Origin of the sequence: Aporhodopirellula sallentina SM41 (assembly GCF_000346505.1) — a bacterium.
Taxonomy (GTDB): domain Bacteria; phylum Planctomycetota; class Planctomycetia; order Pirellulales; family Pirellulaceae; genus Rhodopirellula; species Rhodopirellula sallentina.
On record NZ_ANOH01000121.1, the window covers coordinates 1 to 22243 of the forward strand.

At 56.1% G+C, this 22243-nt stretch carries 22 protein-coding genes; 15 read left to right on the forward strand and 7 right to left on the reverse strand.

Annotated elements, in window-relative coordinates:
- The first annotated feature begins 120 nt into the window (after positions 1–120).
- The 9 genes from RSSM_RS07830 (at position 121) to RSSM_RS07870 (ending at position 7937) form a co-directional block, all read left to right on the forward strand.
- The gene (locus tag RSSM_RS07830; RefSeq protein WP_008676391.1) at positions 121–558 is read left to right on the forward strand and encodes a chemotaxis protein CheW; all 438 of its coding nucleotides are present in this window, start codon (positions 121–123) and stop codon (positions 556–558) included.
- A 79-nt stretch (positions 559–637) separates the two neighbouring features.
- Positions 638–3157: a methyl-accepting chemotaxis protein gene (locus RSSM_RS32370; protein WP_008676393.1), complete on the forward strand. Its 2520-nt coding sequence runs from the start codon at positions 638–640 to the stop codon at positions 3155–3157.
- Between the two features lie 192 nt (positions 3158–3349).
- Positions 3350–3724 (forward strand): response regulator, encoded by a 375-nt coding sequence (locus RSSM_RS07840; RefSeq protein WP_008676396.1) that lies wholly within the window; start codon positions 3350–3352, stop codon positions 3722–3724.
- On the forward strand, positions 3721–4857 hold the full coding sequence (locus RSSM_RS07845) for a protein-glutamate methylesterase/protein-glutamine glutaminase (RefSeq protein ID WP_008676397.1): 1137 nt from the start codon (positions 3721–3723) through the stop codon (positions 4855–4857). Before RSSM_RS07840 ends, RSSM_RS07845 begins: the two co-directional genes overlap by 4 nt.
- On the forward strand, positions 4857–5696 hold the full coding sequence (locus RSSM_RS07850; protein WP_008676399.1) for a CheR family methyltransferase: 840 nt from the start codon (positions 4857–4859) through the stop codon (positions 5694–5696). Before RSSM_RS07845 ends, RSSM_RS07850 begins: the two co-directional genes overlap by 1 nt.
- Positions 5697–5856: 160 nt before the next feature.
- Entirely contained in the window at positions 5857–6333 is a 477-nt protein-coding gene (locus RSSM_RS07855) for a chemotaxis protein CheX (RefSeq protein WP_008676401.1), read from the forward strand.
- A gap of 62 nt (positions 6334–6395) precedes the next feature.
- Complete coding sequence (locus RSSM_RS07860; protein WP_052336018.1) at positions 6396–6857, forward strand: BLUF domain-containing protein; 462 nt, start codon at positions 6396–6398, stop codon at positions 6855–6857.
- 123 nt (positions 6858–6980) lie between these two features.
- Entirely contained in the window at positions 6981–7352 is a 372-nt protein-coding gene (locus RSSM_RS07865) for a response regulator (RefSeq protein ID WP_008676405.1), read from the forward strand.
- A 57-nt stretch (positions 7353–7409) separates the two neighbouring features.
- Positions 7410–7937, forward strand: a complete 528-nt coding sequence (locus RSSM_RS07870) for a chemotaxis protein CheX (protein WP_160168110.1) — start codon at positions 7410–7412, stop codon at positions 7935–7937.
- 74 nt (positions 7938–8011) lie between these two features.
- Here the strand turns inward: RSSM_RS07870 and RSSM_RS07875 are convergent, their stop codons facing one another.
- Positions 8012–8542 (reverse strand): NUDIX hydrolase, encoded by a 531-nt coding sequence (locus RSSM_RS07875; RefSeq protein WP_008676410.1) that lies wholly within the window; start codon positions 8540–8542, stop codon positions 8012–8014.
- Between the two features lie 503 nt (positions 8543–9045).
- Between RSSM_RS07875 and RSSM_RS07885 the strand changes: the two genes are divergently transcribed.
- Together RSSM_RS07885 and RSSM_RS07890 are read left to right on the forward strand one after the other, a co-directional pair.
- On the forward strand, positions 9046–11289 hold the full coding sequence (locus RSSM_RS07885) for a serine/threonine-protein kinase (protein ID WP_008676413.1): 2244 nt from the start codon (positions 9046–9048) through the stop codon (positions 11287–11289).
- A 40-nt stretch (positions 11290–11329) separates the two neighbouring features.
- Positions 11330–11887 carry an ECF-type sigma factor gene (locus RSSM_RS07890; protein ID WP_008676414.1) on the forward strand — a complete coding sequence of 186 codons (558 nt, stop codon included), beginning with the start codon at positions 11330–11332 and terminating at the stop codon, positions 11885–11887.
- A 648-nt stretch (positions 11888–12535) separates the two neighbouring features.
- Here RSSM_RS07890 and tnpA read toward each other — a convergent pair.
- Both tnpA and RSSM_RS31570 read right to left on the reverse strand, forming a co-directional pair.
- A complete protein-coding gene (gene tnpA, locus RSSM_RS07900) occupies positions 12536–12991 on the reverse strand; it encodes an IS200/IS605 family transposase (protein WP_044301730.1) in 456 nt (151 codons plus the stop codon).
- A gap of 618 nt (positions 12992–13609) precedes the next feature.
- Positions 13610–13987: a hypothetical protein gene (locus tag RSSM_RS31570; RefSeq protein WP_052336019.1), complete on the reverse strand. Its 378-nt coding sequence runs from the start codon at positions 13985–13987 to the stop codon at positions 13610–13612.
- Between the two features lie 48 nt (positions 13988–14035).
- Here RSSM_RS31570 and RSSM_RS07910 point away from each other — a divergent pair, with 48 nt between their 5' ends.
- The 4 genes from RSSM_RS07910 (at position 14036) to RSSM_RS35180 (ending at position 16962) form a co-directional block, all read left to right on the forward strand.
- Positions 14036–14902, forward strand: coding sequence for a DUF4437 domain-containing protein (locus RSSM_RS07910; RefSeq protein ID WP_052336020.1), 867 nt, complete (start codon positions 14036–14038; stop codon positions 14900–14902).
- Positions 14903–14983: 81 nt separating this feature from the next.
- Positions 14984–15769 carry an SDR family oxidoreductase gene (locus RSSM_RS07915; RefSeq protein ID WP_044301752.1) on the forward strand — a complete coding sequence of 262 codons (786 nt, stop codon included), beginning with the start codon at positions 14984–14986 and terminating at the stop codon, positions 15767–15769.
- A gap of 183 nt (positions 15770–15952) precedes the next feature.
- Positions 15953–16495: a sulfite exporter TauE/SafE family protein gene (locus RSSM_RS35175; protein WP_160168111.1), complete on the forward strand. Its 543-nt coding sequence runs from the start codon at positions 15953–15955 to the stop codon at positions 16493–16495.
- Positions 16495–16962 carry a sulfite exporter TauE/SafE family protein gene (locus RSSM_RS35180; protein ID WP_008676425.1) on the forward strand — a complete coding sequence of 156 codons (468 nt, stop codon included), beginning with the start codon at positions 16495–16497 and terminating at the stop codon, positions 16960–16962. The genes RSSM_RS35175 and RSSM_RS35180 overlap by 1 nt, the downstream gene beginning before the upstream one ends.
- Positions 16963–17058: 96 nt before the next feature.
- Here RSSM_RS35180 and RSSM_RS07930 read toward each other — a convergent pair whose 3' ends face one another.
- From RSSM_RS07930 to RSSM_RS07960, 4 genes are all read right to left on the reverse strand, one after another.
- The gene (locus RSSM_RS07930; protein WP_144059645.1) at positions 17059–18456 is read right to left on the reverse strand and encodes an NAD(P)-binding domain-containing protein; all 1398 of its coding nucleotides are present in this window, start codon (positions 18454–18456) and stop codon (positions 17059–17061) included.
- 587 nt (positions 18457–19043) lie between these two features.
- Positions 19044–20288: an ACR3 family arsenite efflux transporter gene (arsB, locus tag RSSM_RS07945; protein ID WP_008676433.1), complete on the reverse strand. Its 1245-nt coding sequence runs from the start codon at positions 20286–20288 to the stop codon at positions 19044–19046.
- Positions 20289–20317: 29 nt separating this feature from the next.
- A complete protein-coding gene (locus tag RSSM_RS07950) occupies positions 20318–20650 on the reverse strand; it encodes an ArsR/SmtB family transcription factor (RefSeq protein WP_160168112.1) in 333 nt (110 codons plus the stop codon).
- A 291-nt stretch (positions 20651–20941) separates the two neighbouring features.
- On the reverse strand, positions 20942–22213 hold the full coding sequence (locus tag RSSM_RS07960) for a DUF1559 domain-containing protein (RefSeq protein ID WP_008676440.1): 1272 nt from the start codon (positions 22211–22213) through the stop codon (positions 20942–20944).
- Positions 22214–22243: the final 30 nt, after the last annotated feature.

The window sequence follows — 22243 nt, forward strand, 5'->3', positions numbered from 1 at the left end:
GGACTGCTCGGTTCGGCAATCATTCAAGAACGCGTCATTGACCTGTTGGATCTGCCCGCACTGATCCAACTCGCCGGCCATCGCATCGCCTAACAAACCAATCTTACAGAGAACTTATTCATGATCGACGACGACCAAATCTGCACGTTCAGTTTGGACAAGCAAGTCTTCGGAATCGAAGTCAAAGCCGTCCAAGAAGTGATCCGCTACCAAAACATGACCGAAGTGCCACTCGCCGACGAATCGGTGTGTGGACTGATCAACCTCCGAGGCCAGATCGTTACCGCGGTCGACTTGCGAACTCGACTCGGGCTACCCGACCGGGCATCCGACCAACTCCCGATGAACATCATCGTCCGAGGCGATTCCGGCAGCACCACGAGTTTCCTCGTCGACTCCATCGGCGAGGTGAAAATGATCGACCCGAAGAACTTCGAACGCACACCAGGAACCTTGGGTGGAGTCGCCAGCGAAATCATTCGAGGAGCCTACAAAACGGACGATGAACTCATCTTAATTCTCGATAGGGAGCGGGCCATGAACGTCAGTTTGAATTAACTCCTCATCTCTCTCGACTCTTCCGTCTCTCACGTCACTTCAACAAATTTCTGCAACACTTCAAACCTATCAATAAACCATGGCAACTACACTCGACACACCGAAAACGACCACTCAATCCCGCGCTCGCAAAACGAAAGCGGCACCGCGCACACCCAAAACCGCGGCCAAGGTCGATAACAGCCTTCAACTCGCTGCCGACGTCCTCAACGCCTCGCAACTCGTGATGGAACTCGACAACGACGGCGTTGTCTTGAGTGCAAACGATCGCCTGCTGGACCTGTGGAGCCGCAGTTCTGACGAAGTCGTCGGTTCGCCGTTGAGCAGCCTGATGCCAAAGACCAACCGGGCAACCAACCGCTGCAAAGAGTTGGTGCAGAACCTCGCGAGCGGCAGTGTCGAATCCGGCGAATACCTGTTGAGCAACGCCGACGATTCGAACTGCTGGCTCGATTTGACGTTCTACCCGGTCGAAGCCGCCGACGGATCGATCGAAAAGACACTCGTGATCGGCAGCGACATCACCGAGAAGAAAGAACTGCAAGATCAAGTCAGCGAACTGCAGGTCTACGTCGACGTGGTCAACATGACCAGCATCGTTTCGGAGTCGGACCTCAAGGGCGACATCGTCTCGATCAACGAGAAATTCATCGAGGTTTCGAAGTACGGTCGAGATGAATTGATCGGTTTCCCACACAGCACGACACGTCACCCCGACATGTCGAAGGAAGTGTTCAAGGAACTGTGGTCCACCATCGGACGCGGCAAACCATTCCGCGGCATCATCAAGAACCGCGCCAAAGACGGCAACCCATATTACGTCGACGCAGTGATCGCCCCCGTGATGGGCGAAAACGGAAAGCCGCGTAAGTACATCGGCATTCGTTACGATTTGACCGAAACCGAAATCGCTCGCCACAACACCAACGGTTTGCTCGACGCGATCAACGCGACCAACGCCTTCGCCGAGTTTGACCTCGACGGCAATGTGATCTCGGCAAACGACATCTTCTTGACCCTGATGGGATACACGAACGAAGAAATCGAAGGCAAACCACACCGCACGTTCGTCGATCCGGTTTACTCGCGTTCGGAAGAGTACGCGAACTTTTGGAATGAACTGAAAGCGGGCGTTCCCCAATCAGGAACGGTCAAACGCGTCACCAAGTCAGGCGAAGAAGTTTGGCTGCACGGCGTTTATGCCCCGATCAAAGACGAAATGGGACGCGTGGCCAAATACGTCCAAATCGTCAGCGATGTTACCGAGGAAAAGACCCGCAACGCCGACTACGAGGGTCAACTCGCTGCGATCGGCAAGGCTCAAGCCGTGATCGAGTTCAACCTCGACGGCACGATCATCACCGCCAACGATAACTTCCTCGGTGCACTCGGATACACGCTCGGCGAGATCCAAGGCAAGCATCACCGCACCTTCGTCACTCCGGAACACGCCGCCTCGCCTGAGTATCAACAACTCTGGGAAGGCCTTAACCGTGGCGAATTCCAAGCCGCTGAGTTCAAACGAATCACCAAGAGCGGTGAAGAGATTTGGATCCAAGCGTCTTACAACCCGATCTTCGACCTCAACGGCAACCCGTTCAAGGTCGTTAAGTTCGCAACCGACATCACCGATCAGGTCAAGGCTCGCGAAGAACTCAAGAAGAACGTCGAAGAGATCCTCGGCGTCGTCAACGCAGCCTCCGACGGTGACCTCACCCAAGAGATCCACGTCGAAGGCGAAGACGCGATCGGCCAAGTCGGTTCACGTCTGCAGAAGTTCTTCACCGATCTGCGTGGCAGCATCGAGTCCATCGCCGAGAACGCCACCTCGTTGGCCGGTGCGTCGGAAGAACTATCCGCGGTCAGCACACAAATGAGCAGCAACGCCGAAGAAACTTCTTCGCAAGCACAAATCGTTTCGAGTGCCTCGACCGAGGTCAGTCAAAACATCCAAACGGTGACCACCGGCATCGAAGAGTTGAACTCAGCGATTCGCGAAATTGCTCGCAACGCAACCGAGGCATCGAAGGTTTCCAATCAAGCCGTCGGAGTCGCCAGCGACACCAACGACACGATCACGAAACTCGGAGCGAGCAGTATCGAGATCGGCAAGGTCGTCAAGGTGATTACCTCGATCGCGGAACAAACCAACCTTCTCGCCCTCAACGCGACCATCGAAGCCGCTCGAGCCGGCGAGGCAGGGAAAGGTTTCGCAGTGGTTGCCAACGAAGTCAAGGAACTCGCCAAGGAAACCGCGAAAGCGACCGAAGACATCAGCGGCAAGATTGAAACGATTCAATCGGACACCACCGGTGCTGTCTCCGCCATCCGAGAAATCAGCGATGTCATCAACCAAATCAATGACATCTCCAACACCATCGCGAGTGCGGTGGAAGAACAAACGGCAACCGCAAACGAAATCAGCCGCAACATCGGCGAGGCTTCCCAAGGTGCCGACGAAATCGCGAAGAACATCACCTCGGTTGCCTCGGCTGCCGAAAGCACTTCGCAAGGTGCCGGCAACACCCAGCAAGCCGCCGGCGAACTGTCCGAGATGTCATCGGCACTGCAACAACTGGTGATGCGTTTCAAATTCTAGACGCGACGTTCGAGCGGCCTGGTGACGAACCTTTCTCACCAGGCCGCCCGTTCGCGGTCACTCGCTCGCGGTCACTCTTTCGCTGCCACTTGTTGGCGGCCGCCTGTTTGCACCGGGCTGTTATTGACCGCCCGTTTATCACGCCCCTTGACTCTCAATCTCTCGCAACTCCTCACCGATCAGAATAGAAAAATGAACGTCTTAATCGTTGACGACTCTCGTGTCATTCGCAACATGATCGCACGAATCATGCGGACGTTTGGCTACGAAACCCATGAGGCCGGCAATGGCATCGAGGGACTCGACCAACTCGCAAAACTCGGCGAAATGGACTTGATCCTGGTCGACTGGAACATGCCGGAGATGGACGGATTGGAATTCATCAAGGCCGTCCGTGCGGATGCAGACCACGCCCACACACCGATGATCATGGTGACCACGGAGTCGGAAATGGATCGCATGGCACTCGCCTTCATGGCAGGTGTCAACGAGTACATCATGAAGCCGTTTACTGAAGAGAACATCGGTTCCAAACTCGAAATCCTCGGCATTGGAACAGCGGTATGAGCGACTCACCACGCATTCGCGTGATGATCGTCGACGATTCGACGGTCATCCGGCGTCTGCTCACACAAACGTTAGCCGAGGACCCTTCGGTGGAAGTGGTCGGGACGGCACCCAACGGCAAAATTGCCTTGGCGAAGATCCCGACGCTCAAACCGGATGTGCTCACCCTCGACATCGAAATGCCAGAGATGGACGGGCTGCAAACGCTGACCGAGCTTCGCAAGGTCAACAAAACGCTGCCCGTGATCATGTTCAGCACACTCACCCAACGCGGCGCCGAAGGCACCCTCGATGCGTTGGAAAGAGGAGCAAACGACTACGTCGGCAAACCTGCCAACGTGGGCAGTGTTACCGAAGCCATGAACCGAGTTCGTGGCGAGATGATTCCAAAACTCAAGGCGCTTTGTCCGCAGAAAGGTGCTCCCGCTTCGACGCGCAACCGAATCGCCGCTGCGACACCTCAACCAAGCACCGCAACACCGGCCCCCTCGGTCAGTCTGCGACCACGCGATCGGAAAACACGCATCGACATCCTCGCTATCGGAGTGTCGACAGGTGGACCGAACGCGTTGTCGACGGTCTTGCCAGCCCTACCGGGTGACTTTCCGATTCCGATCGTGATCGTGCAGCACATGCCGCCGATCTTTACCAAACACCTGGCCGATCGACTCAATCAGAAATGCGAGATCGAAGTCGCCGAAGCGAAAGCGGGTGACCCCTTATTGCCGGGGCACGCGTGGATCGCACCAGGCGACTTTCACATGGTCACCGAAGTTCGTGGAACAACCGCTCAGATCGGCATCCATCAAGGCGAACAGGAAAACTCCTGCCGCCCGGCCGTCGATGTGCTGTTTCGCAGCGTCGCCAAAGCCTATGGCAGCAACACGCTCGCGTGCGTGCTGACAGGAATGGGCAGTGACGGACTCGAAGGATGCAAAGTGGTCGCTGACAAAGGCGGTCAAATCATCGCACAGGACCGAGACACCTCGGTCGTATGGGGAATGCCCGCAGCGGTCACCAACGCGGGACTCGCAAACCAGGTGCTGCCGCTGCAACAAATCAGCAGCGAGCTCACCCGGCACGCACTCAATGGACGACACCGACGACAACTTGCCAGCGTAGGGGCGCTGTAATGACAACACTAGCTGCAAACGGTCTATCGCCGACCGACTTCGACTTTCTCGCCAAACTGGTTCTCGAACGATCCGCCATCGTGCTCGAGCAGAGCAAATCGTATCTGCTCGAATCGCGACTCAATCCCGTCGCACGCGAAAACGGTTTCGACACCATTGGCGAACTGGCCGATGCCTTGCGAAAACCAAACCATCGCCAATTGGCCGATGCAGTCGTCGATGCCATGACGACCAACGAAACCAGCTTCTATCGTGATATTCATCCGTTTGAGGTTCTCAAGAAACAGCTTCTTCCCGAACTGATCGAGAAACGGTCCAAGGAAAAACGCCTCACCATCTGGTCGAACGCCTGTTCGAGCGGCCAGGAGGTTTACTCGATCGCGATGATGATCCGAGAGCACTTTCCTCAACTGCTCGATTGGGACGTGCGTTTACGAGCGACCGACCTTTCGAACGATATTCTCGAAAGGGCACAGAAAGGGATCTTCAATCAAACCGAGGTCAACCGCGGTCTACCGATGCAATTACTGATGAAGTACTTCCATCGCGAAGGGGTGCATTGGCAAATCAACGACGACATTCGTTCGATGGTGCGGTTCGACAGTGTCAACCTAATCGAAAACTGGCCACTCACGTTGGCAAACGTCGATGTCGTGTTCCTGCGAAACGTGCTGATCTATTTCACGCCCGATACCAAACGCCAAATCCTCGCCAAGGTTCGACAACGAATCAAAGACGACGGTTGTCTGTTCCTCGGAGGATCAGAGAACACGATGAACCTGACCAACGAATTCGAAAGAGTTCAGGTCGATCGAACCGTCTACTACCGACCGGTATGAGACGACTGATTGAAACAGGACGAGGGAAATTCTTTCTTTGTCTTAGACCATAACCAACCGAAACCATCCTGCGACATCCCACCTGCTGGCGATTCGCTAGCCACCGTCGCTCGACCGATTTCGCGCGCAATCCAACTTATCAACAAAGGGCAATCCCATCATGGACATTCAACCTATCGAACCGAGTCATGTCGTCGAACTCGTACAAGCGATCTTCGACAACATGCTTCAAATGCCATGCGAACCGAATGATTCATCGCCACAAAGCGAAGCATCCTTCACCGAGGACCGGCTCGTCGGTTGCGTTCAAATCCAAGGTGATTGGGTCGGCGCTGTCGAAATCCACACACCGTTGGAACTGGGCCGTAAAGCCGCTTCGGCGATGCTGATGGTTCCCGACGAAGACGTTTCCATGGAAGACGTTCAAGACACGATCGCTGAACTGTCCAACATGGTCGGCGGCAGCATCAAAGCGATCCTTCCCGGCCAGTCCACACTGTCTCTTCCAAGTGTTGCCAGCGGCGCGGGACTCGATTTCAAACTCGCCAACGTCGTGCACACTCAATCTGTCGGTTTGCGAAGCAACGACACTGATTTCTCGATCGCGATTCGTCACCAAGAACCACAACCCCAATAGTCGCGTGACGTTCACGCGACGTTTTGGATTCTTTCACCAAGTAATTCTAACAAAGGTGTGTCATGGGTCATCACGAACACCCTCAACTCTGCCGCCTCATATATTGCAGCGAAGCGTGCAAGCCACTTCCGATGGAATCGTTCCTGCAAATTCGTCGCGAGGCCCGTGACATAAACCAACGTGACGGCATTACTGGCATCCTCGCTTTCGGCGAAGGACGCTTCATGCAGATACTCGAAGGGGATCAGGAAACCGTTTCGCAAACGTACGCCCGGATCGTACTGGATTCGCGACACCACAGTTGCAAACTGATTCAATTCACCTTCTGCCCCGAAAGGTTCTTTGAAGGTTGGACGATGCGTCACCTGACCGTCCAGAAAGAGATGCTCGAGGAGATCGAGTTCTTCGAAGAGTTCCAACCTCATCTCTGGTCTGCCGAGCGTTGCCTCAGCTTCGCACTGAAGTACACCGTTTGGGCACGACAGAACCGGCCGGAATCATCCAGCGAGTTGACCATCGCCTAACCACGCGTTCTCGGATCGACACGAAACGCACCAACCATAACGACCATCGATTACCCGCGGGCACCCTGCCTTGCGATCTTGGATAACCATAACTCTATTTAACTCTCTGCGGAGCCTACTGCCATGCGTGTTTTACTAGCCGAAGATTCTGGCGTGATGCGAAAGATCATCAGTCGAGGATTGCACAGCCTTTGGGTGGAAGAAATTGTCGAAGCAGCCGATGGTGCGATCGCACTCGGACTGTTCGAAAAAGAAAACAACTTCGATCTCGTGCTCACCGACTGGAACATGCCCAACATGAACGGTCTCGATCTGGTCAAAGCGATCCGTGCGACCGGATCCAAAGTGCCAATCATGATGATCACCACGGAAGCCGAGAAGGCACGTGTCGTCGAAGCCATCCAAGCGGGCATCAATGACTACTTGGTGAAACCTTTTGACCAAAATATGTTGCAAGAAAAACTGGACAGAGTCCTACCGAAGGCCAAGAGTTAACCCAGCCTTCACGCCGGATGTGCTTGCCGGCCATCCATGACTCTTCCGAGCGACGGAATGAACACTGACCCAATGACGATCGAGATGGCGGTTACTGATGCCATCGATCAATCGGTACGCAACACGTTTCAAACGATGTTGGGCACCGATGTCGTGAACATCAGCCACACGGCAAACAACCGTTTTGCAGCGTCAGATAGCGACGGCATGGGAAGTGACTCCGACCGCATTCTGTCGATTGAAATGTCATGGACCGGGGGCCTGACTGGATTCCTCACGCTGATCGTCGACACGCACTCGGCGGATCGATGGGCAAACGCTCTACTCGGCGGTCGAGAATGCGAGGAGGGGCACCTCGTATGCCGTGAGGATCGCGACGACTCCGTCCGCGAAATCACCAACCTCATCGTGGGCGGTGCCAAGACAAGACTCGAAGACTTCAACCTGACCATGACCTTGCCGATCGTGCGTTATGTCCAGCCCCGGTCGCTTGATTGCACCGCCGCGTCAACGGACATTCGACTAATCTATCGGGCCGACTCGGCAAAATTCGCGCTGCTGGCGAGCGTCAACGAACGATTCTGATCCGACAGAAGGCACCGCCGGGATCTTTCGGGCGGTCTAGTTCAGTCGCACGTGTCAGGCCAGAGCCAAACGAATCAAAGCTCAATCCCGGTCATCTTCGCGAGACTTAACCTCATCAGCTCGACTTTGCGTTGGGAGTTGCCATCGAGGTGATCTCGAATCTCACTCGGGGTCAACCATCGATGTGCCGAAACCTCCGCCGGATTGCACGACAGCGGAGTGTCTTCCGCCACGCGGCTCAGCGACGCGTAGTAGGCCTTTCCCTGCATCGGTCGAATGGAATACTCGACGTCACGGCTACCTTCTCGTTCTGGAATCGGACGACGCCCTAGCCAAACGGAACGGCGGTAGTGCATCTGGTTCCGCGAGACGCCCAACTCGACATCCAAGCATTGCCGGGTCGCGTCTTCGATCGAACAATTCGGCTCGATCCCTTCTTGAGGCGGCATCCACGCGCCTCGTCCCGCCGCCGGCTGCACAAACAAAAACGCATCTCTCTCGAGTGATTGAATGAGACAAATCACGACCGGCCGATAACCGAACAATCGCTCTCGCGTCGGTCGATCATAGGCGAGTTTTCCGGCGACTTTGATCCAATCCAACATGCCCAACTTCCTGTTCGAAACCCAGCAAACAAAACACCTATCCGCGAACTCATTGACCGGGCGGAATTAACAGCCATCGATGCGTGAATCTTGGCAAACGCCTGTCGGCAACACAATTCGCCGACGGTTTTGGGCTCGTCCGATCTCAATTCACGAGCGAACCCAAACCGCGAGCCGATTCCGCCCGTGTGGCAAATCCCGCCAACGAGGCGTCGTCTGCGACCGCCCCGAATCAACGCTTCGCTGCTAAACTACCACTTTCCTGTCCCACACCATACTGCAGCCCCACTCGACGCTTCAAAATCAAATACGTGTCCACAACCCACGTGGCGGGCGTGGAACATCGCGAATGAATTTTGTTCTTTTTTAATTTTCTGTGATGGGAATCCTCCCCGTTTCTCGCACTGGGTTTTGGCGGGCTGACTGCCTCACCAACCGTTCAATCTCGCCAATCGCATTGCCCCGTCACTTTCGCCCGCCAAGCCTATCTTCGTCTGAGTTGCATGAAATCTGAAGAAACCATCTTTGCTGAAGCAATCGCACTACCGCGGGCCCAGCGTGGTTCGTTCATAGAAGACGTGTGCGAGGCGGACGACGAACTGCGGCGGCGTATCGAAAAGCTCGTCGCCGCACACGACGAACAGGATAGTTTCCTCGATGCTGATCCTCGCGAAACCGTCGACGCGGCGATCAAAGTTGACGCCGGTCAAGACATCGGCCCGTATCGGCTGCTGCAGAAACTCGGCGAAGGCGGATTCGGTGTCGTGTTCATGGCCGAACAACGCCAACCCGTCCGACGTCAGGTGGCGTTGAAAGTCATCAAGCCCGGGATGGATTCGAAAGCCGTCGTGGCTCGCTTCGAAGCCGAACGTCAAGCACTCGCGATGATGGACCACCCCAACATTGCTCGCGTCTTTGACGGCGGTGCGATCGCCGGCGGAGAACGCCCCTACTTCGTAATGGAGCTGGTGAAAGGAGTTCCGATCACGGAGTTCTGCGATGCCAACGCGTTGTCGACAACCGAACGTCTCGAACTGTTTGTGTCGGTTTGCAACGCCGTGCATCACGCACACCAAAAAGGCGTCATTCACCGAGACATCAAACCGACCAACGTGATGGTGACGCTACATGACGGTCGGCCGGTCGTGAAAGTGATTGACTTCGGCGTCGCCAAAGCACTGCATCAACGCCTGACGGAAAAGACGCTGTTCACGCAGTACGGCATGATGGTCGGTACGCCACAATACATGAGCCCCGAACAGGCCGAAATCAGCGGACTCGATGTCGATACGCGAAGCGACGTGTACTCGTTGGCGGTGCTGCTGTACGAATTGATGACGGGAACGACGCCGCTGCAAGCCGAGTCACTGCGTGAAGCCGGTTACCGGGAATTGCAGCGTTTGATTCGCGAAGAGGAACCGGTCAAACCCAGCAAACGACTCAGCTCATCGGGCCAGAAACTGACCGTCTTGGCAAAACATCGCAGCATCAGCCCGGATCGACTGCCGCGTCAGGTCCAAGGCGATTTGGACTGGATCGTCATGAAAGGTTTGGAAAAAGATCGCCGCCGGCGGTACGATTCCGCGAGCGATCTGGCAACCGACATCCGTCGTGCCTTAGCAAACGAGCCCGTTCATGCCGGTCCACCGTCATCGGTGTACCGGGCGAAGAAGTTTCTCGTTCGACACCGTCGTGGTGTCACCTCCGCAGCGGTGTTAACGATTCTCATTGCCGCGTTGGCGTCTGCGTTTTGGTTTACCCACCGCCAAACACTCGCCGCTCGAAGGCAAGACGAAACCCGCCTCGCCAGCGCGGTCGACCAAGCGAACAACACGTTGACTGCCTTGACGGCGGCCTCTCCTGCCGATGATCGCTGGACCAGTGCCGCGTACTTGGCTTCTCAGGTGCAACTGCTGGCAACAGAATCCAACCTCGACCAAGCATCGCTCGGCGAGGCAGACGCCTTCCTTCGGCACTATCAATCCGTCGAACAAGACCGACAGTTTGCAATGGCGATGGAAAACTTGCTGATCGCTCGCGGAACCCAACGGGATCTGCCGAGTTGGATGACGATGGAGGAAGAGCTCCGCCGGATACTGCGCGAACGAGGATACGACGTCGGTCGCGAGACCGCCGCACAAGTCGGCCTCCGCATGCGTGATGATCCCTCGCACATTCAATTGGCCGATGCGTTGGAATTGTGGATTGCCGCTCGCCAACACGCCGCGGATCTGGGCGGTCCCGAGTTGACCGAGTCGCAGCGGCAATCCTGGACCGACGCGATGTCCATCGCCGACCCGGATCCATTGAGGGTCGCGATTCGCAACGTCATCTACTCGCCGGGACCACCCGACGAATCGGAACTGGAAGAAGTCGTTCGGCAAAGCAATCTGGCAAAGAAGTGCCCGCGAAAGCTCTCGTGGTTGGCGGAGTCGTACCGGTCGCTCGGGAACGTGAAACGATCCGAGGAAGTCCAACGTTACGCGTTGATGCAACACCCCGCGGACTTGATGCTAAACTTTGAGTACGCAACAACTCTGATGAATGAAAAGCGTTACGATCATGCGATCCGGTACTACATGCGGTGCACGTCGCTGCGTCCGAACGTTCCCGGCATCTGGCGAAACTTGGCGGATGCGTTCATCGCCAACGGTGAAACGGATGCCGCCGAAGACGCGAGGAAGATTGCCAAGGATTTAGAACAAACGTCGCCCGATTCGAACAACACTTCGTTGGCCAAATCATGAGCGCCGTCGATCGCTTTCCTGTTGTGTGTGAGAGATTCTCTTGAAACAGATCACCGAGATTCTTGATTCGCTCGAATCAGGCGACGCCGCCGCGGCGAAAGACTTGCTGCCGTTGGTTTACGATGAATTGCGTCGACTCGCCGCTGCACGACTCCACCAAGAGCGTCCTGATCATTCGTTGCAAGCGACCGCGTTGGTGCACGAAGCCTGGATGCGTCTCGCTGGCGATCAACAGGGCAGCGATCGACAATGGAATTCACGTGGCCATTTCTTTGGCGCCGCCGCCGAAGCGATGCGTCGTATTTTGATCGACCACGCCCGCGCGGCCAAAGCAGAAAAACGCGGCGGCGGTCACGTCCGAATCGAACTGGATACCTGGAACCATCCGGCATCGTCGCAACCTGAAAAACTAATCGCGTTGAACGAAGCTTTGGAAAAGCTGCAACAAAAGGATCCAGTCAAAGCCGAGTTAGTCAAACTCAAATTCTTCGCCGGCCTCACCATCAAAGAATCCGCCGCCGCCCTCAACATCTCCACCGCAACCGCCGAACGCTACTGGGCCTACGCAAGAGCATGGCTGCAAACGGAAATGCAGTGAAGAGTGGTGAGTGGTGTTGATGTTGATGTTGATGTTGGGTGTTGGGTGTTGGGTGTTGGGTGTTGGGTGTTGGGTGTTGGGTGTTGGGTCAGCAACGCCCGCATGGCCACGTTGACATCGTCCCCAAGTCCCCAAGCACGCCCCCCAAAACACGGGCCAAAGGCCCAACCGTTTACCTAGCCCAGGGCAACGCCCTGGGTTCAACGCCCCATAAAATCTCCGCAAAGGGCCAACGGCCCGGCCGTTTGTCATCCACACAACACCAATGCCCGAACAAACGACCGGGCCGTTGGCCCTCACAACAAATTTGGGGACGGGCCGGTAACCCAGGGCGTTGCCCTGGGCTAGACAAACCGATGGCCCCTTGGGCCGTGTTCCCCGCGGGTTTGCCCGGGCCACCAATTCGTCTGGTCATGCCAACTTTGCAACTTTGCAACTTTGCAACTTTGCAACTTTGCAACTTTGCAACTTTGCAACTTTGCGGCGTGCGTCGTGTGGCGTGGCGTGGCGTGGGGACATCCCACATGGTTCGCACGCGACACCCGCGCCACGTCAACATCATCCAACGCCCAAATGTCGTCCAACGCCATCCCCCGGGCCAATGGGCCCGGCCCTTTGCTCTCACCACAACCGTGTTCGGTCAACCGATCAATCCCAAACGTATCGCTCGTCGATTGCTACTTCGTGTCGTTTACAAAACGCTCGAAACTCATCTTGGAATGTTAACTTCCGATGGTGCTCCATCTGGTCGCGGATATAAGCATCGACGTCAGCGCAATTCGAATGGCTGACCGAGAAAACGCCGTATCCTTGTTGCCAAGAAAACGTCCGCATGCCACCCGTGGCGGACTTCGCCCATTTGGATGTTTCTGTTTTCACGTTCTCAACCAGTTTGGCAATCGCAATTGTTCGCGATAAGCCGACCAACAAATGCACGTGATCAAAGTGACCTCCCACCGACGCGCTCACGCAATTCGATTCCTTCACGTGATACGCCAACATTCGAAACGCCTCCGCACGAAACGCGTCGTTCTGAAAATACCGACGACGTTCTTTTGTTGAAAACACAACATGCACCCAAACCTGGGCAAGGGATTGCGGCATGGACAACTCCTCATCGCGAGTTCCAAACATCCTAGGACATTCACGTTATACAACGTCATGATGACCAGAGGTCTCATTTCGACCATTCATGATCCACCTTCAGGCCAGAAACCACATCCTCGGCATGGGCGGCATGCGGGCAAACCCCAATATGGACCAACCTCCATGGGGCAACATCCACACGGGCCAAAGGCCCAACCGTTTACCTAGCCCAGGGCAACGCCCTGGGTTCAACCCCATAAAATCACCGCAAAGGGCCAACGGTCCGGCCGTTTGTCATCCACACAACACCAATGGGCGAACAAACGACCGGGCCGTTGGCCCTCTCAACAAATTTGGGGACGGGCCGGTATCCCAGGGCGTTGCCCTGGGCTAGACAAACCGATGGCCCGTTGGGCCGATTTTGTCCCGGGTTGATTGGACCATCGGTGCGCCTGGACGTGGCTACACGGCGCAGGGGAACGTGGAACGTGGACGTGGGGCATGGAACGCTGGTTCGTGGGCGTGGGGACGTCAATCGCCGTCCGTCGCGATGCCCACGTCACATCGACGTCCTGACGCCCAAACATCGCCCGACGTCCACCGCCACCCACACGGGCCAAAGCCCCAACCGTTTACCTAGCCCAGGGCAACGCCCTGGGCTAGACAAACCGATGGCCCGTTGGGCCGTTTGCGACACCCCGCGAACCGCGAACCGCAACCGCAACCGCAACCACCGACCACACCACCGACCACACCACACCACACCACACCACACCACACCACACCACACCACACCACACCACACCACACCACACCACACCACACCACACCACACCACACCACACCAACCAAACCAAACCAAACCAAACCAACCAAACCAAACCAAACCAAACCAAACCAAACCAAACCAAACCAAACCACCCCAAACCACCCCAAACCACCCCAAACCACCCCAAACCACCCCACGGCAAAATTTCGATTTTTCTTGATGGAGATGGCGTTCGGATTTCGCACTGACCTGTGAAATCCGAATCAAACTTCTTTTCTTACAGGAAACTCGCGATGTCCATGACGCGCATTTATCGGCACTCTCTCCAGATCCTTTCACTGGCAATCACAATCGCGACCGCGGGGATTGCTAACGCTGGCAATCTCGACGATTCAACGACCGAAGTCGTCTTGGCTTCCAACGTTCAGTGGCAACCGCTCAATCCCGCTCGAGGCGACAAAGGCCCCAAGGCTGGGACCCTGTGGGGAAACCAAACCACGGACACTTCTTCGGGGTTCCTGGTTAAGTTCCTCGACGGGTTTTCTTCGCCGCCGCACATCCACAACATCACCTATCGCGGTGTCGTCGTCAGCGGTGCGTTGTTCAACGATGATCCCAAGGCCGAGCCGATGTGGATGCCGGTGGGATCTTATTGGATGCAACCCAAAGGCGAAGTCCACATCACCGCCGCCCGCGGCGCCAGCGTCGCGTTTCTCGAAATTCAATCCGGCCCCTACCTGGTCAAACCGCCCGCTGAGTCGTTTGATTCCGATGAACGTCCCGTCAATATCGACGCCTCGAATATGGTCTGGCTCGACGCGGACGCGACACCATGGATCAAAGAGTCGACAGACAACACGCCAAACAACAGCCCACAACTGTCGTTTCTGTGGGGCAACACCGACGAAAGCGAAGTCAACGCGTCTCTATTGAAACTGCCCGCCGGATTTCACGGAACCATCAGCGACGATTCCACGCTTCGTGTCGTTGTGATCCAAGGCGAACTGGATCTCCAACTTCGCGACTCCCGAGGCAGTCAATCGCTCACGGCGGGTAGCTACTTCGGATCCCAATCAAACGCCTCGCACGAGATCCATACCACCAACGGTTGCCTGGTCTACGTCCGCAACAAAGGCGCGTACGAAGTCGCAACTCGATAACCCAAACAGCGTTCGGTCCCCGTTCCAAACAAACACAAACCAACTCTCTCAAACCTCGATCACAAACCTCGAATGCAAACCATGTCAGACAACATCAAGAGTCGCAAACTACTCATCACCGGTGCGAACCGTGGCATCGGAAAAGAACTGTTGGAACAAGCCCTCCGGCGAGACGCAGCCAAGGTCTACGCGGCGGTGCGTGACCCTCAGTCCGTGCAACCGTTGATCGATGGATACGGCGATCGTGTCCAAGCCATCGCAATGGACATGAACGTCCCAAGTTCCATCATCGACGCAGCGAGCAATGCCCCCGACGTCGACATTGTCATCAACAACGCAGGCATCATGAACACGGTGGCTGCGTACGATGAAAACGCCGTCGACGCGTTGCAGGAGGAACTCAACGTCAACGTATTTGGATTGATGCGGGTTGCCCAAGCGTTTGCTCCCGCGTTGAAAACCAACGGGGGCGGCTTCTTCGTCCAACTCAACAGCGTTGCGTCGATCAAAGCATCCGGCAATTTCGCAACTTACTGTGCCTCCAAAGCAGCCAGCTATTCGATCACCCAATCGCTGCGTGACTGGATGAGCCAACAGGGGACTCGCGTCATCAGTGTACACCCGGGACCGACCGCGACCGACATGGGTGCGTCCGCCGGCTTTGGTCAATTCGCGACTCCGGTATCGGAAGTCGCCGAAGCCATCCTCGATGCGATCAACATCGAAGATTTCCATGCATGGGTCGGTCCGCTCGCTGGGTTGGTCAGCCAACACTACGAAACATTTTCAGACGGCATCATCAACGGCGACATGGCCGCAATCCGATCCCGTGCGTTCAACATCGAACAACCTCAACCGGCATCTTAGACCTCTCCGCAAACCACGCGTTCATCACAAACCTCGCGTTCATCACAAAACACAACGAATCGGATAGCAGTCGAACGCTAGCACCGGCGTTTTGACCAACTGCGGATTCACTCTCTCCAGACCTCAACACAATGCCCAATGTTCATAATGCCGCATATCCAACACGCCGCACATTCACAAACCATGCCACATCTTAATCGCCTGCTCCTATCGCTCACTTTCCTCTTGGTCGTCCTGGGCAACGTTTCGGCGTTGCACGCGGATATCCCGTCCGCCACACAAGAATCGCAACCGATTCTTACAACACAGCCTGCCGACAACAACGCACTCAACTCGTCACTGTCCATCGAGCATTCAGATAACCCAGACCTCCCCGACAAGCATCCTGCTCAAGGCAGCGACCAATGGATTGTCCTGATTTCGATTGTTGCGTTGATCGCACTCGTCGCCGGTTTTGTACACAGCGGCATCGGGTTCGGATTCGGAATCGTGGCCATCGGTTTGATGCCCTTGGTGATCGACGCGCGGCACACGCACCTGTTGGTCAGCCTCTGCGCGGTGCCGGTTCAGATGGGCACGGTTTGGGCGTACCGCAAAGGAGTCGTTTGGCGACCGCTGTTATTCGCCCTCGCCGGTGCGGTGATCGGTTTGCCGCTAGGCCTGTGGCTGTTCAACTCCATCAACCTCGACTGGCTGACCCGCGGTACCGGATCGCATTGCTGTTGATGATCGCCTATTCGTTTCACAACCGAAATATTTCCCGCCGTCGTGCAGAACAGACCGAAAACGAGATTAACGAACCTAGCGAAGGCGACCAAGAGAAATCGAGCGATGCGGTTGGCGCCAGCACGATTGGCGTTGCCTCAGGATTCTTGATGGGTGCGGTTACCATGCCGGGACCACCGGTGGTCGCCTACGCGTTGCAACAAGACTGGGACCAGGAGCAATTCAAGGCATTCGTCAATCAGTTTTTGCTCGCGTTGTCCGTATTCAAAATCTTCGGTTTGTTTGTCTCAACCGACATCAGCCAACAAGCCACGATCGAATCCCTGTTGATCATCCCCGCCGCTCTGTTGGGCATAGCGATCGGGAAGAGATTCAGCACACGATTATCGGCGGGTAAGTTCCGAACACTCGTCGCGGTCGGGCTCACTTTCGTGGCTTTGCTTCTGATCGCCAAAGGTGCCGGTTGATGCGTCTTGGGTTGGGGTTCGTTGAGAAGTCCGCCGGGTCAGCCATCCGCTGGCCGGCGGTGTACTCGTGGCGTATTCAAAGGTTTCCAACGCATCTTACCCGCCGCAGCAATTGCTTTCTTCCTGCGCCGCCAAGTCCGTCGAGCAGACACCGGTTTCGGGTAAGACTAACTCAACGTTTTCCGCCGCAGCACGATCCCCGCACAACTCAGCAACGATCGATCGAACCTGTTCGTAGCCGGTCATTAACAAAAACGTTGGCGCTCGACCGTAACTCTTCATTCCGGCCAGATAAAAACCGCGTTCCGGTTGACGCAGTTCGGCCTCGCCATGTGGCGGTACAGATCCGCAACTGTGGTGATTTGGGTCGATCAGTGGCCCGAGTTTCCCTGACGCTTCGGTCGCCAAATCAAACTCCAACCTCAATTCGCGAAGCATGCTCAAGTCAGGCCTCGCTCCCGTCGAGACGATGATTTCATCAACGATTGTTCGCGTCTCACCCTCGGTATCAATGATTGCCAAACCAGCCGATTCGCGACGAACAGCAGCGATCGAAAGTCCGCCCATCAATGTGACTTCGTTGAGATCGACGGCACGTTTAACACGCAGACCGAGTTCGCCACGTTCCTCGATTTGGTCCGCCTCACCGCCGCCCCATAGCTTCTGAGGATTGGTTCGACGAATCGCCCAAACAACCGATGTGTCCGCACCACTCTTGGCGAGTTCAACGAGGCTCAAGACATTGCCGATCGCCGAATGTCCCGAACCGACGACCAACACTCGTTTCCCTTCGTAGCGTTTGCGATCGTGACCCAAAATGTCTGGCATCCCATAGCAAATGTGTTCCTGGGCTTCGCTCTCGCCGTCGGCGGCAACGCCACCGGCTCCCAATGGGTTGGGCGTTCGCCAAGTTCCGGTAGCGTCGATCACCGCGCTTGCTCGAATGCGTTCGTTCCCGGTTGGGCTCCGAGTCGTGATCAAGAAAGGAGCCTCGTTGCGATGGCCGTCTTTCATCCGGTCGTGCCCCTCACGTGACACCGAAACGACTTCGCGGTTCAACCGGATGTTCGGCCCGATACCCGGGAGCGCGGCGACGGGATCAAGAAAGGCCTCGATGAAATCTTTGGCATACGGGACCTTGTCCGCATGGGGCTCGTTCCAATTTCCCGCCGCAGCAAGCAATCTTGCACCGGCCGGATCAATCAAATACTTCCATGGAGTGAACAGCCGCACGTGTCGCCATTGCCACATGCTCGCAGCGATTCGATCACCGGATTCCAGCACCACAAATTTCTTTCCGCGTTCGCAAAGGTTCGCGGCCGCGGCGAGCCCAACGGGGCCGGCTCCGAGAATCGCAACAGGAAGAGTCTCCTCACCCCCGGCGATCGTTGCCATTTGCGTCTGACTGCTCGGCGTTTGGTGTGAAATGGACGGCAACGTCGGAGCCGTCTTGCAGCAACTCGGTTTGGAACTATCGCAGCTCGATCCCATCATCTTTCCTCATTTCAGTTTGGCTTCGCATTCTCTTGCTATCGAATGCGGTAATCAAAACGTATTGCGACAAACTCACGGAAGTTGTCTCGTCATTGCGGGCTCCCCCGTCGATCGAAACCGATCCGAACGACCATTTCGTGTCAGCACGATCTTCCTGTAGTGGATCTTGTTAAAGCTCCTCATGCCGCAGGATCTTTAGCAAGATCCACTACCACCTACCCGAAGACCTCCCCGCGTCGGAATACGAGAGCGTTTTGAAGAATGCTCTCACCGCAGCTTCCACGAGCACACCGGGTGTGGCGTCCGACGGCTGATCGAGTCACCAACGCGTCGGTTTGGTTTTCAAAAGTTGGAGGCAACCCAATTTTCGAGTGCGACTTTCGCCATCGACATCTGGTAACAACTGTTGAACTCCGGACACCTTCGGCACTCATCCCATTGCTGAGCATTGGACTCGATCTGGGGACGTGTTCGCGTCATCCCTGCAGGCGGTTTTATGTTCACTGAAAACACTTTCCCTGATTGCCTGCCCAGCCCGATGCTTTCGGGAAACATCGCTCCGTGGCAGTCCTTATGTTTCGCATCGCTCATCGGATCGGTTCCTGAGAAAATTCAGTGTTCACAACGTTCGTGTCAACATCGATCGACTCGGCAGGAAACCACTGCTGCGTCCGAAGACAGAAACGGACCAAACCCAACATCAACGGCACCTCGATCAGCACTCCGACCACTGTTGCCAACGCCGCCCCCGACGACAACCCGTAGAGCATCGTCGCGGTAGCGATTGCGACTTCGAAGTGATTCGATGCACCGATCATGGCCGTGGGAGCAGCCTCGTCATATCGGAAACCCATCACTTTGCAGACGACGTATCCGAACGCAAAGATCACCAACGTTTGGATCGTCAGCGGTATCGCAATCCACAGGATAGTCAGCGGGTTTTCGACGATCGTTTCGCCCTTGAACGAAAACAACAAAACCAACGTTGCCAACAAAGCCGTCGTGGTTACCGGCGCGAGGTAACGAAGGAACGTCTCGCGGAACCAGACGTCACCTTTGGCCGCGATCAACCATCGACGTGAGAGATACCCCGCGACCAGCGGCAACGCGACATACACTCCGATCGATAACAACAACGCCTGCCAAGGAACGGGCAATTGCCCCACCCCGAGCAGAACACCACCGAGCACTCCGTACAGAAGCAACATCGTCAACGAGTTGACCGCAACCATCACCAACGTGTGACCGTCGTTGCCTTTGGCCAAGTATCCCCAAACTAAAACCATCGCCGTGCAGGGAGCGATGCCCAACAAGATGCAGCCGGCGAGATAACTTCGCCACAACGGCACCTGCAGCATCTTCACCCCATCGACCAGAACCACTTCGCCCGATCCATAGGCGGCTCCGACTTCGAGTTCCACACCGAGCGGTGCCTTCACGTAGTCAACCGCGTCGGGACCGATGAAACCGAGAAACACCGTCCCCAGAAAGAAACTCGCGATCGCGTACATCGTGAAAGGCTTGATCGCCCAGTTGATGAACAACGTCACGAGAACCGGACGAACCGACTTCCCGGCCCGCACCACCTCGCCGAAATCGATCTTGACCATGATCGGGTACATCATGAAGAACAGACAGATCGCGATCGGAATCGAAATCACGGGTGCGCCGTTGACGTAGATCGCCAGGGCGTCGAGCGATTTCGCGACACCCGGTGCGACCTTGCCCAGCAAGATCCCGGCGACGATGCACAAACCGACCCAGACCGTCAAATAGCGTTCAAAGAAGCCGATCCCTTTTTCGTCGGAGGGACACGTTTCGTTTGTTTTCATCTCTCTCTCCAATGCGAACTATCTATCGTTCATCGACGCTTTGCGATAAAAACATCCAAAAAAGTAGAGAATTCATTCGCTGAATTTTTCATGCGGTTGATTTGACTCTCATCGACGCGGTAGCGAACCGTTCCCTTGTCGGCGTCGCGAACCACCAAACTCGCACCTCGAAGAACGTCGAGGTGACGCGTTAGAATTAGCTCGGTCAGTTGAAGACGTTCGGCGAGTTCGCCCTGCGAAGCACAGTCGATTGTCATCAACAAACGCAAAATCCTCACCCGAGTCGGATCGGTAAGGACCCACGCAAGTTTGGCCCGACGAAACGCCGCTCCTTCGTCGCTGAATCCGGGGGAAGAACACATTTGTTGATCACTGCCTGTCATCTCGAGCCCTCATAATCGCTCATCTACGATTTACGATACGGCAGTGTAGAAAGAATGTCAACGGCGATCTTCCGAAGCGAGTCTCCTTTTCTCGGTACGTCGCCCCGGCACGTCGGATCGCAATCGATGAACGCGTGTCGACGATCACGCATGCGATCCATACGGTGGCGGGGCACCGACACCGGCGCAACAAAAATGCGTGCAACACCGGCTGTCGGAGCCGATATCGCACGCATTCGCTAGACGTCGATGAACTGTGATGCCCGTTCCTTAGAACTCTTCGTCGATAACCTCCCGGCTCGCCCGGGTACCGAGCGATCCCCACAAACCGTACGGGCTCGGTGATCCCGGTGCACGGGTTCCGGTGCCTCCGTCAAAGACCGCGACCACGGTACCGGATGTTGAGCTTCCCGCTTCGATCGAATCGGTAATGAATTTGACCGCTCCGTCGCCCATCAGCACATGAACACCGCCTTGGTGTCGACTGCTCGGAGGAACGGTACCGGCCCCCGTGTCACCGTAGAGCAAGCAGATTTCTCGGTTCGGCGGCAGGATCGTGTTAACGACGCTGTAGGGATGCATTCCGCTGGCCCAACGATAACCGCGTCCTTCATTGGCAGGCATGATATAGCTCGCGTCGGGCCCCCAGAACTGAGGCCGAGTCGGATCGATCGTGTTCGGTCCATCTGCCGTGCGACAGAACGTCGGATCGGCCCGATGGTCACTCGCGTCACCACCACCGATGGATCGTCCAATCCCGGTGATCGCGTTGTCACCAAGGTAGGTTGCGATCTCAGCCGCCGCGATGGTGTTCGACAAACCATCGAGGAAGTCACGGAACTTATGCTTCGCTCGCGGATAGAACGCACCGCGGTCGCAGGCCTGTTTCTTTTCCGGTCCGTACGTCCAGATACCGGTCAGATCAAACAAGACCTCGCCGTTGTCCATGTAGTGAATCGCATCGCCGACACACGCGGCGTAGTTCGTACGCCCCATCGCAGGCAGCCCCACACCCGGGTCACTCGGGCAACGCAGCGTCGGGATCTCGGTCATCCACGGGGCATACCCGGTATTCAATGACGAAACACTCGGCGACGTGTTCGTGTCGTCTGTCACCGTGGGTCCCATCGCCGGCCAAGGCTGTCCGGCAGGTCGCGAACCGCCCGAAGCCAGAAGGTCGGTCATGTTCGGGTTGCTGATCTGTTCCCACAAAGCCTGTTGTTCCATAAACGGCAACAACCCGACGAAGATACTCAGCGATCGTTGATTCGCTTCGTCCTGTGGGTTGTACCAACCGCTCGGGTTACTCAACAGCGCGGTGCCTTCCATGTGACCGGGAAGCTGGTTGAAGGCCGCGTGGTAATTATGGATTCCGATTCCGATTTGTTTGAAGTTGTTGCTGCAACTCATTCGCCTCGCCGCCTCACGAGCGGCTTGGACAGCCGGTAACAGCAATCCCACCAACACACCAATAATGGCGATGACGACAAGCAATTCGACCAAGGTAAAACCACCTTGCCGAGTTCGTTTTTGTTGTGACATTCTCACACCCATCTCAAGGAAAAAGTAAAC

Bases quoted from the DNA above. Each gene is read 5' to 3' on its own strand.
- RSSM_RS07830 (WP_008676391.1), top strand. From the start codon at position 121: ATGATCGACGACGACCAAATCTGCACGTTCAGTTTGGACAAGCAAGTC.
- RSSM_RS32370 (WP_008676393.1), top strand. From the start codon at position 638: ATGGCAACTACACTCGACACACCGAAAACGACCACTCAATCCCGCGCT.
- RSSM_RS07840 (WP_008676396.1), top strand. From the start codon at position 3,350: ATGAACGTCTTAATCGTTGACGACTCTCGTGTCATTCGCAACATGATC.
- RSSM_RS07845 (WP_008676397.1), top strand. From the start codon at position 3,721: ATGAGCGACTCACCACGCATTCGCGTGATGATCGTCGACGATTCGACG.
- RSSM_RS07850 (WP_008676399.1), top strand. From the start codon at position 4,857: ATGACAACACTAGCTGCAAACGGTCTATCGCCGACCGACTTCGACTTT.
- RSSM_RS07855 (WP_008676401.1), top strand. From the start codon at position 5,857: ATGGACATTCAACCTATCGAACCGAGTCATGTCGTCGAACTCGTACAA.
- RSSM_RS07860 (WP_052336018.1), top strand. From the start codon at position 6,396: ATGGGTCATCACGAACACCCTCAACTCTGCCGCCTCATATATTGCAGC.
- RSSM_RS07865 (WP_008676405.1), top strand. From the start codon at position 6,981: ATGCGTGTTTTACTAGCCGAAGATTCTGGCGTGATGCGAAAGATCATC.
- RSSM_RS07870 (WP_160168110.1), top strand. From the start codon at position 7,410: ATGAACACTGACCCAATGACGATCGAGATGGCGGTTACTGATGCCATC.
- RSSM_RS07875 (WP_008676410.1), bottom strand. From the start codon at position 8,542: ATGTTGGATTGGATCAAAGTCGCCGGAAAACTCGCCTATGATCGACCG.
- RSSM_RS07885 (WP_008676413.1), top strand. From the start codon at position 9,046: ATGAAATCTGAAGAAACCATCTTTGCTGAAGCAATCGCACTACCGCGG.
- tnpA (WP_044301730.1), bottom strand. From the start codon at position 12,991: ATGCCGCAATCCCTTGCCCAGGTTTGGGTGCATGTTGTGTTTTCAACA.
- RSSM_RS07910 (WP_052336020.1), top strand. From the start codon at position 14,036: ATGTCCATGACGCGCATTTATCGGCACTCTCTCCAGATCCTTTCACTG.
- RSSM_RS07915 (WP_044301752.1), top strand. From the start codon at position 14,984: ATGTCAGACAACATCAAGAGTCGCAAACTACTCATCACCGGTGCGAAC.
- RSSM_RS35175 (WP_160168111.1), top strand. From the start codon at position 15,953: ATGCCACATCTTAATCGCCTGCTCCTATCGCTCACTTTCCTCTTGGTC.
- RSSM_RS35180 (WP_008676425.1), top strand. From the start codon at position 16,495: ATGATCGCCTATTCGTTTCACAACCGAAATATTTCCCGCCGTCGTGCA.
- RSSM_RS07930 (WP_144059645.1), bottom strand. From the start codon at position 18,456: ATGATGGGATCGAGCTGCGATAGTTCCAAACCGAGTTGCTGCAAGACG.
- arsB (WP_008676433.1), bottom strand. From the start codon at position 20,288: ATGAAAACAAACGAAACGTGTCCCTCCGACGAAAAAGGGATCGGCTTC.
- RSSM_RS07950 (WP_160168112.1), bottom strand. From the start codon at position 20,650: ATGTGTTCTTCCCCCGGATTCAGCGACGAAGGAGCGGCGTTTCGTCGG.
- RSSM_RS07960 (WP_008676440.1), bottom strand. From the start codon at position 22,213: ATGTCACAACAAAAACGAACTCGGCAAGGTGGTTTTACCTTGGTCGAA.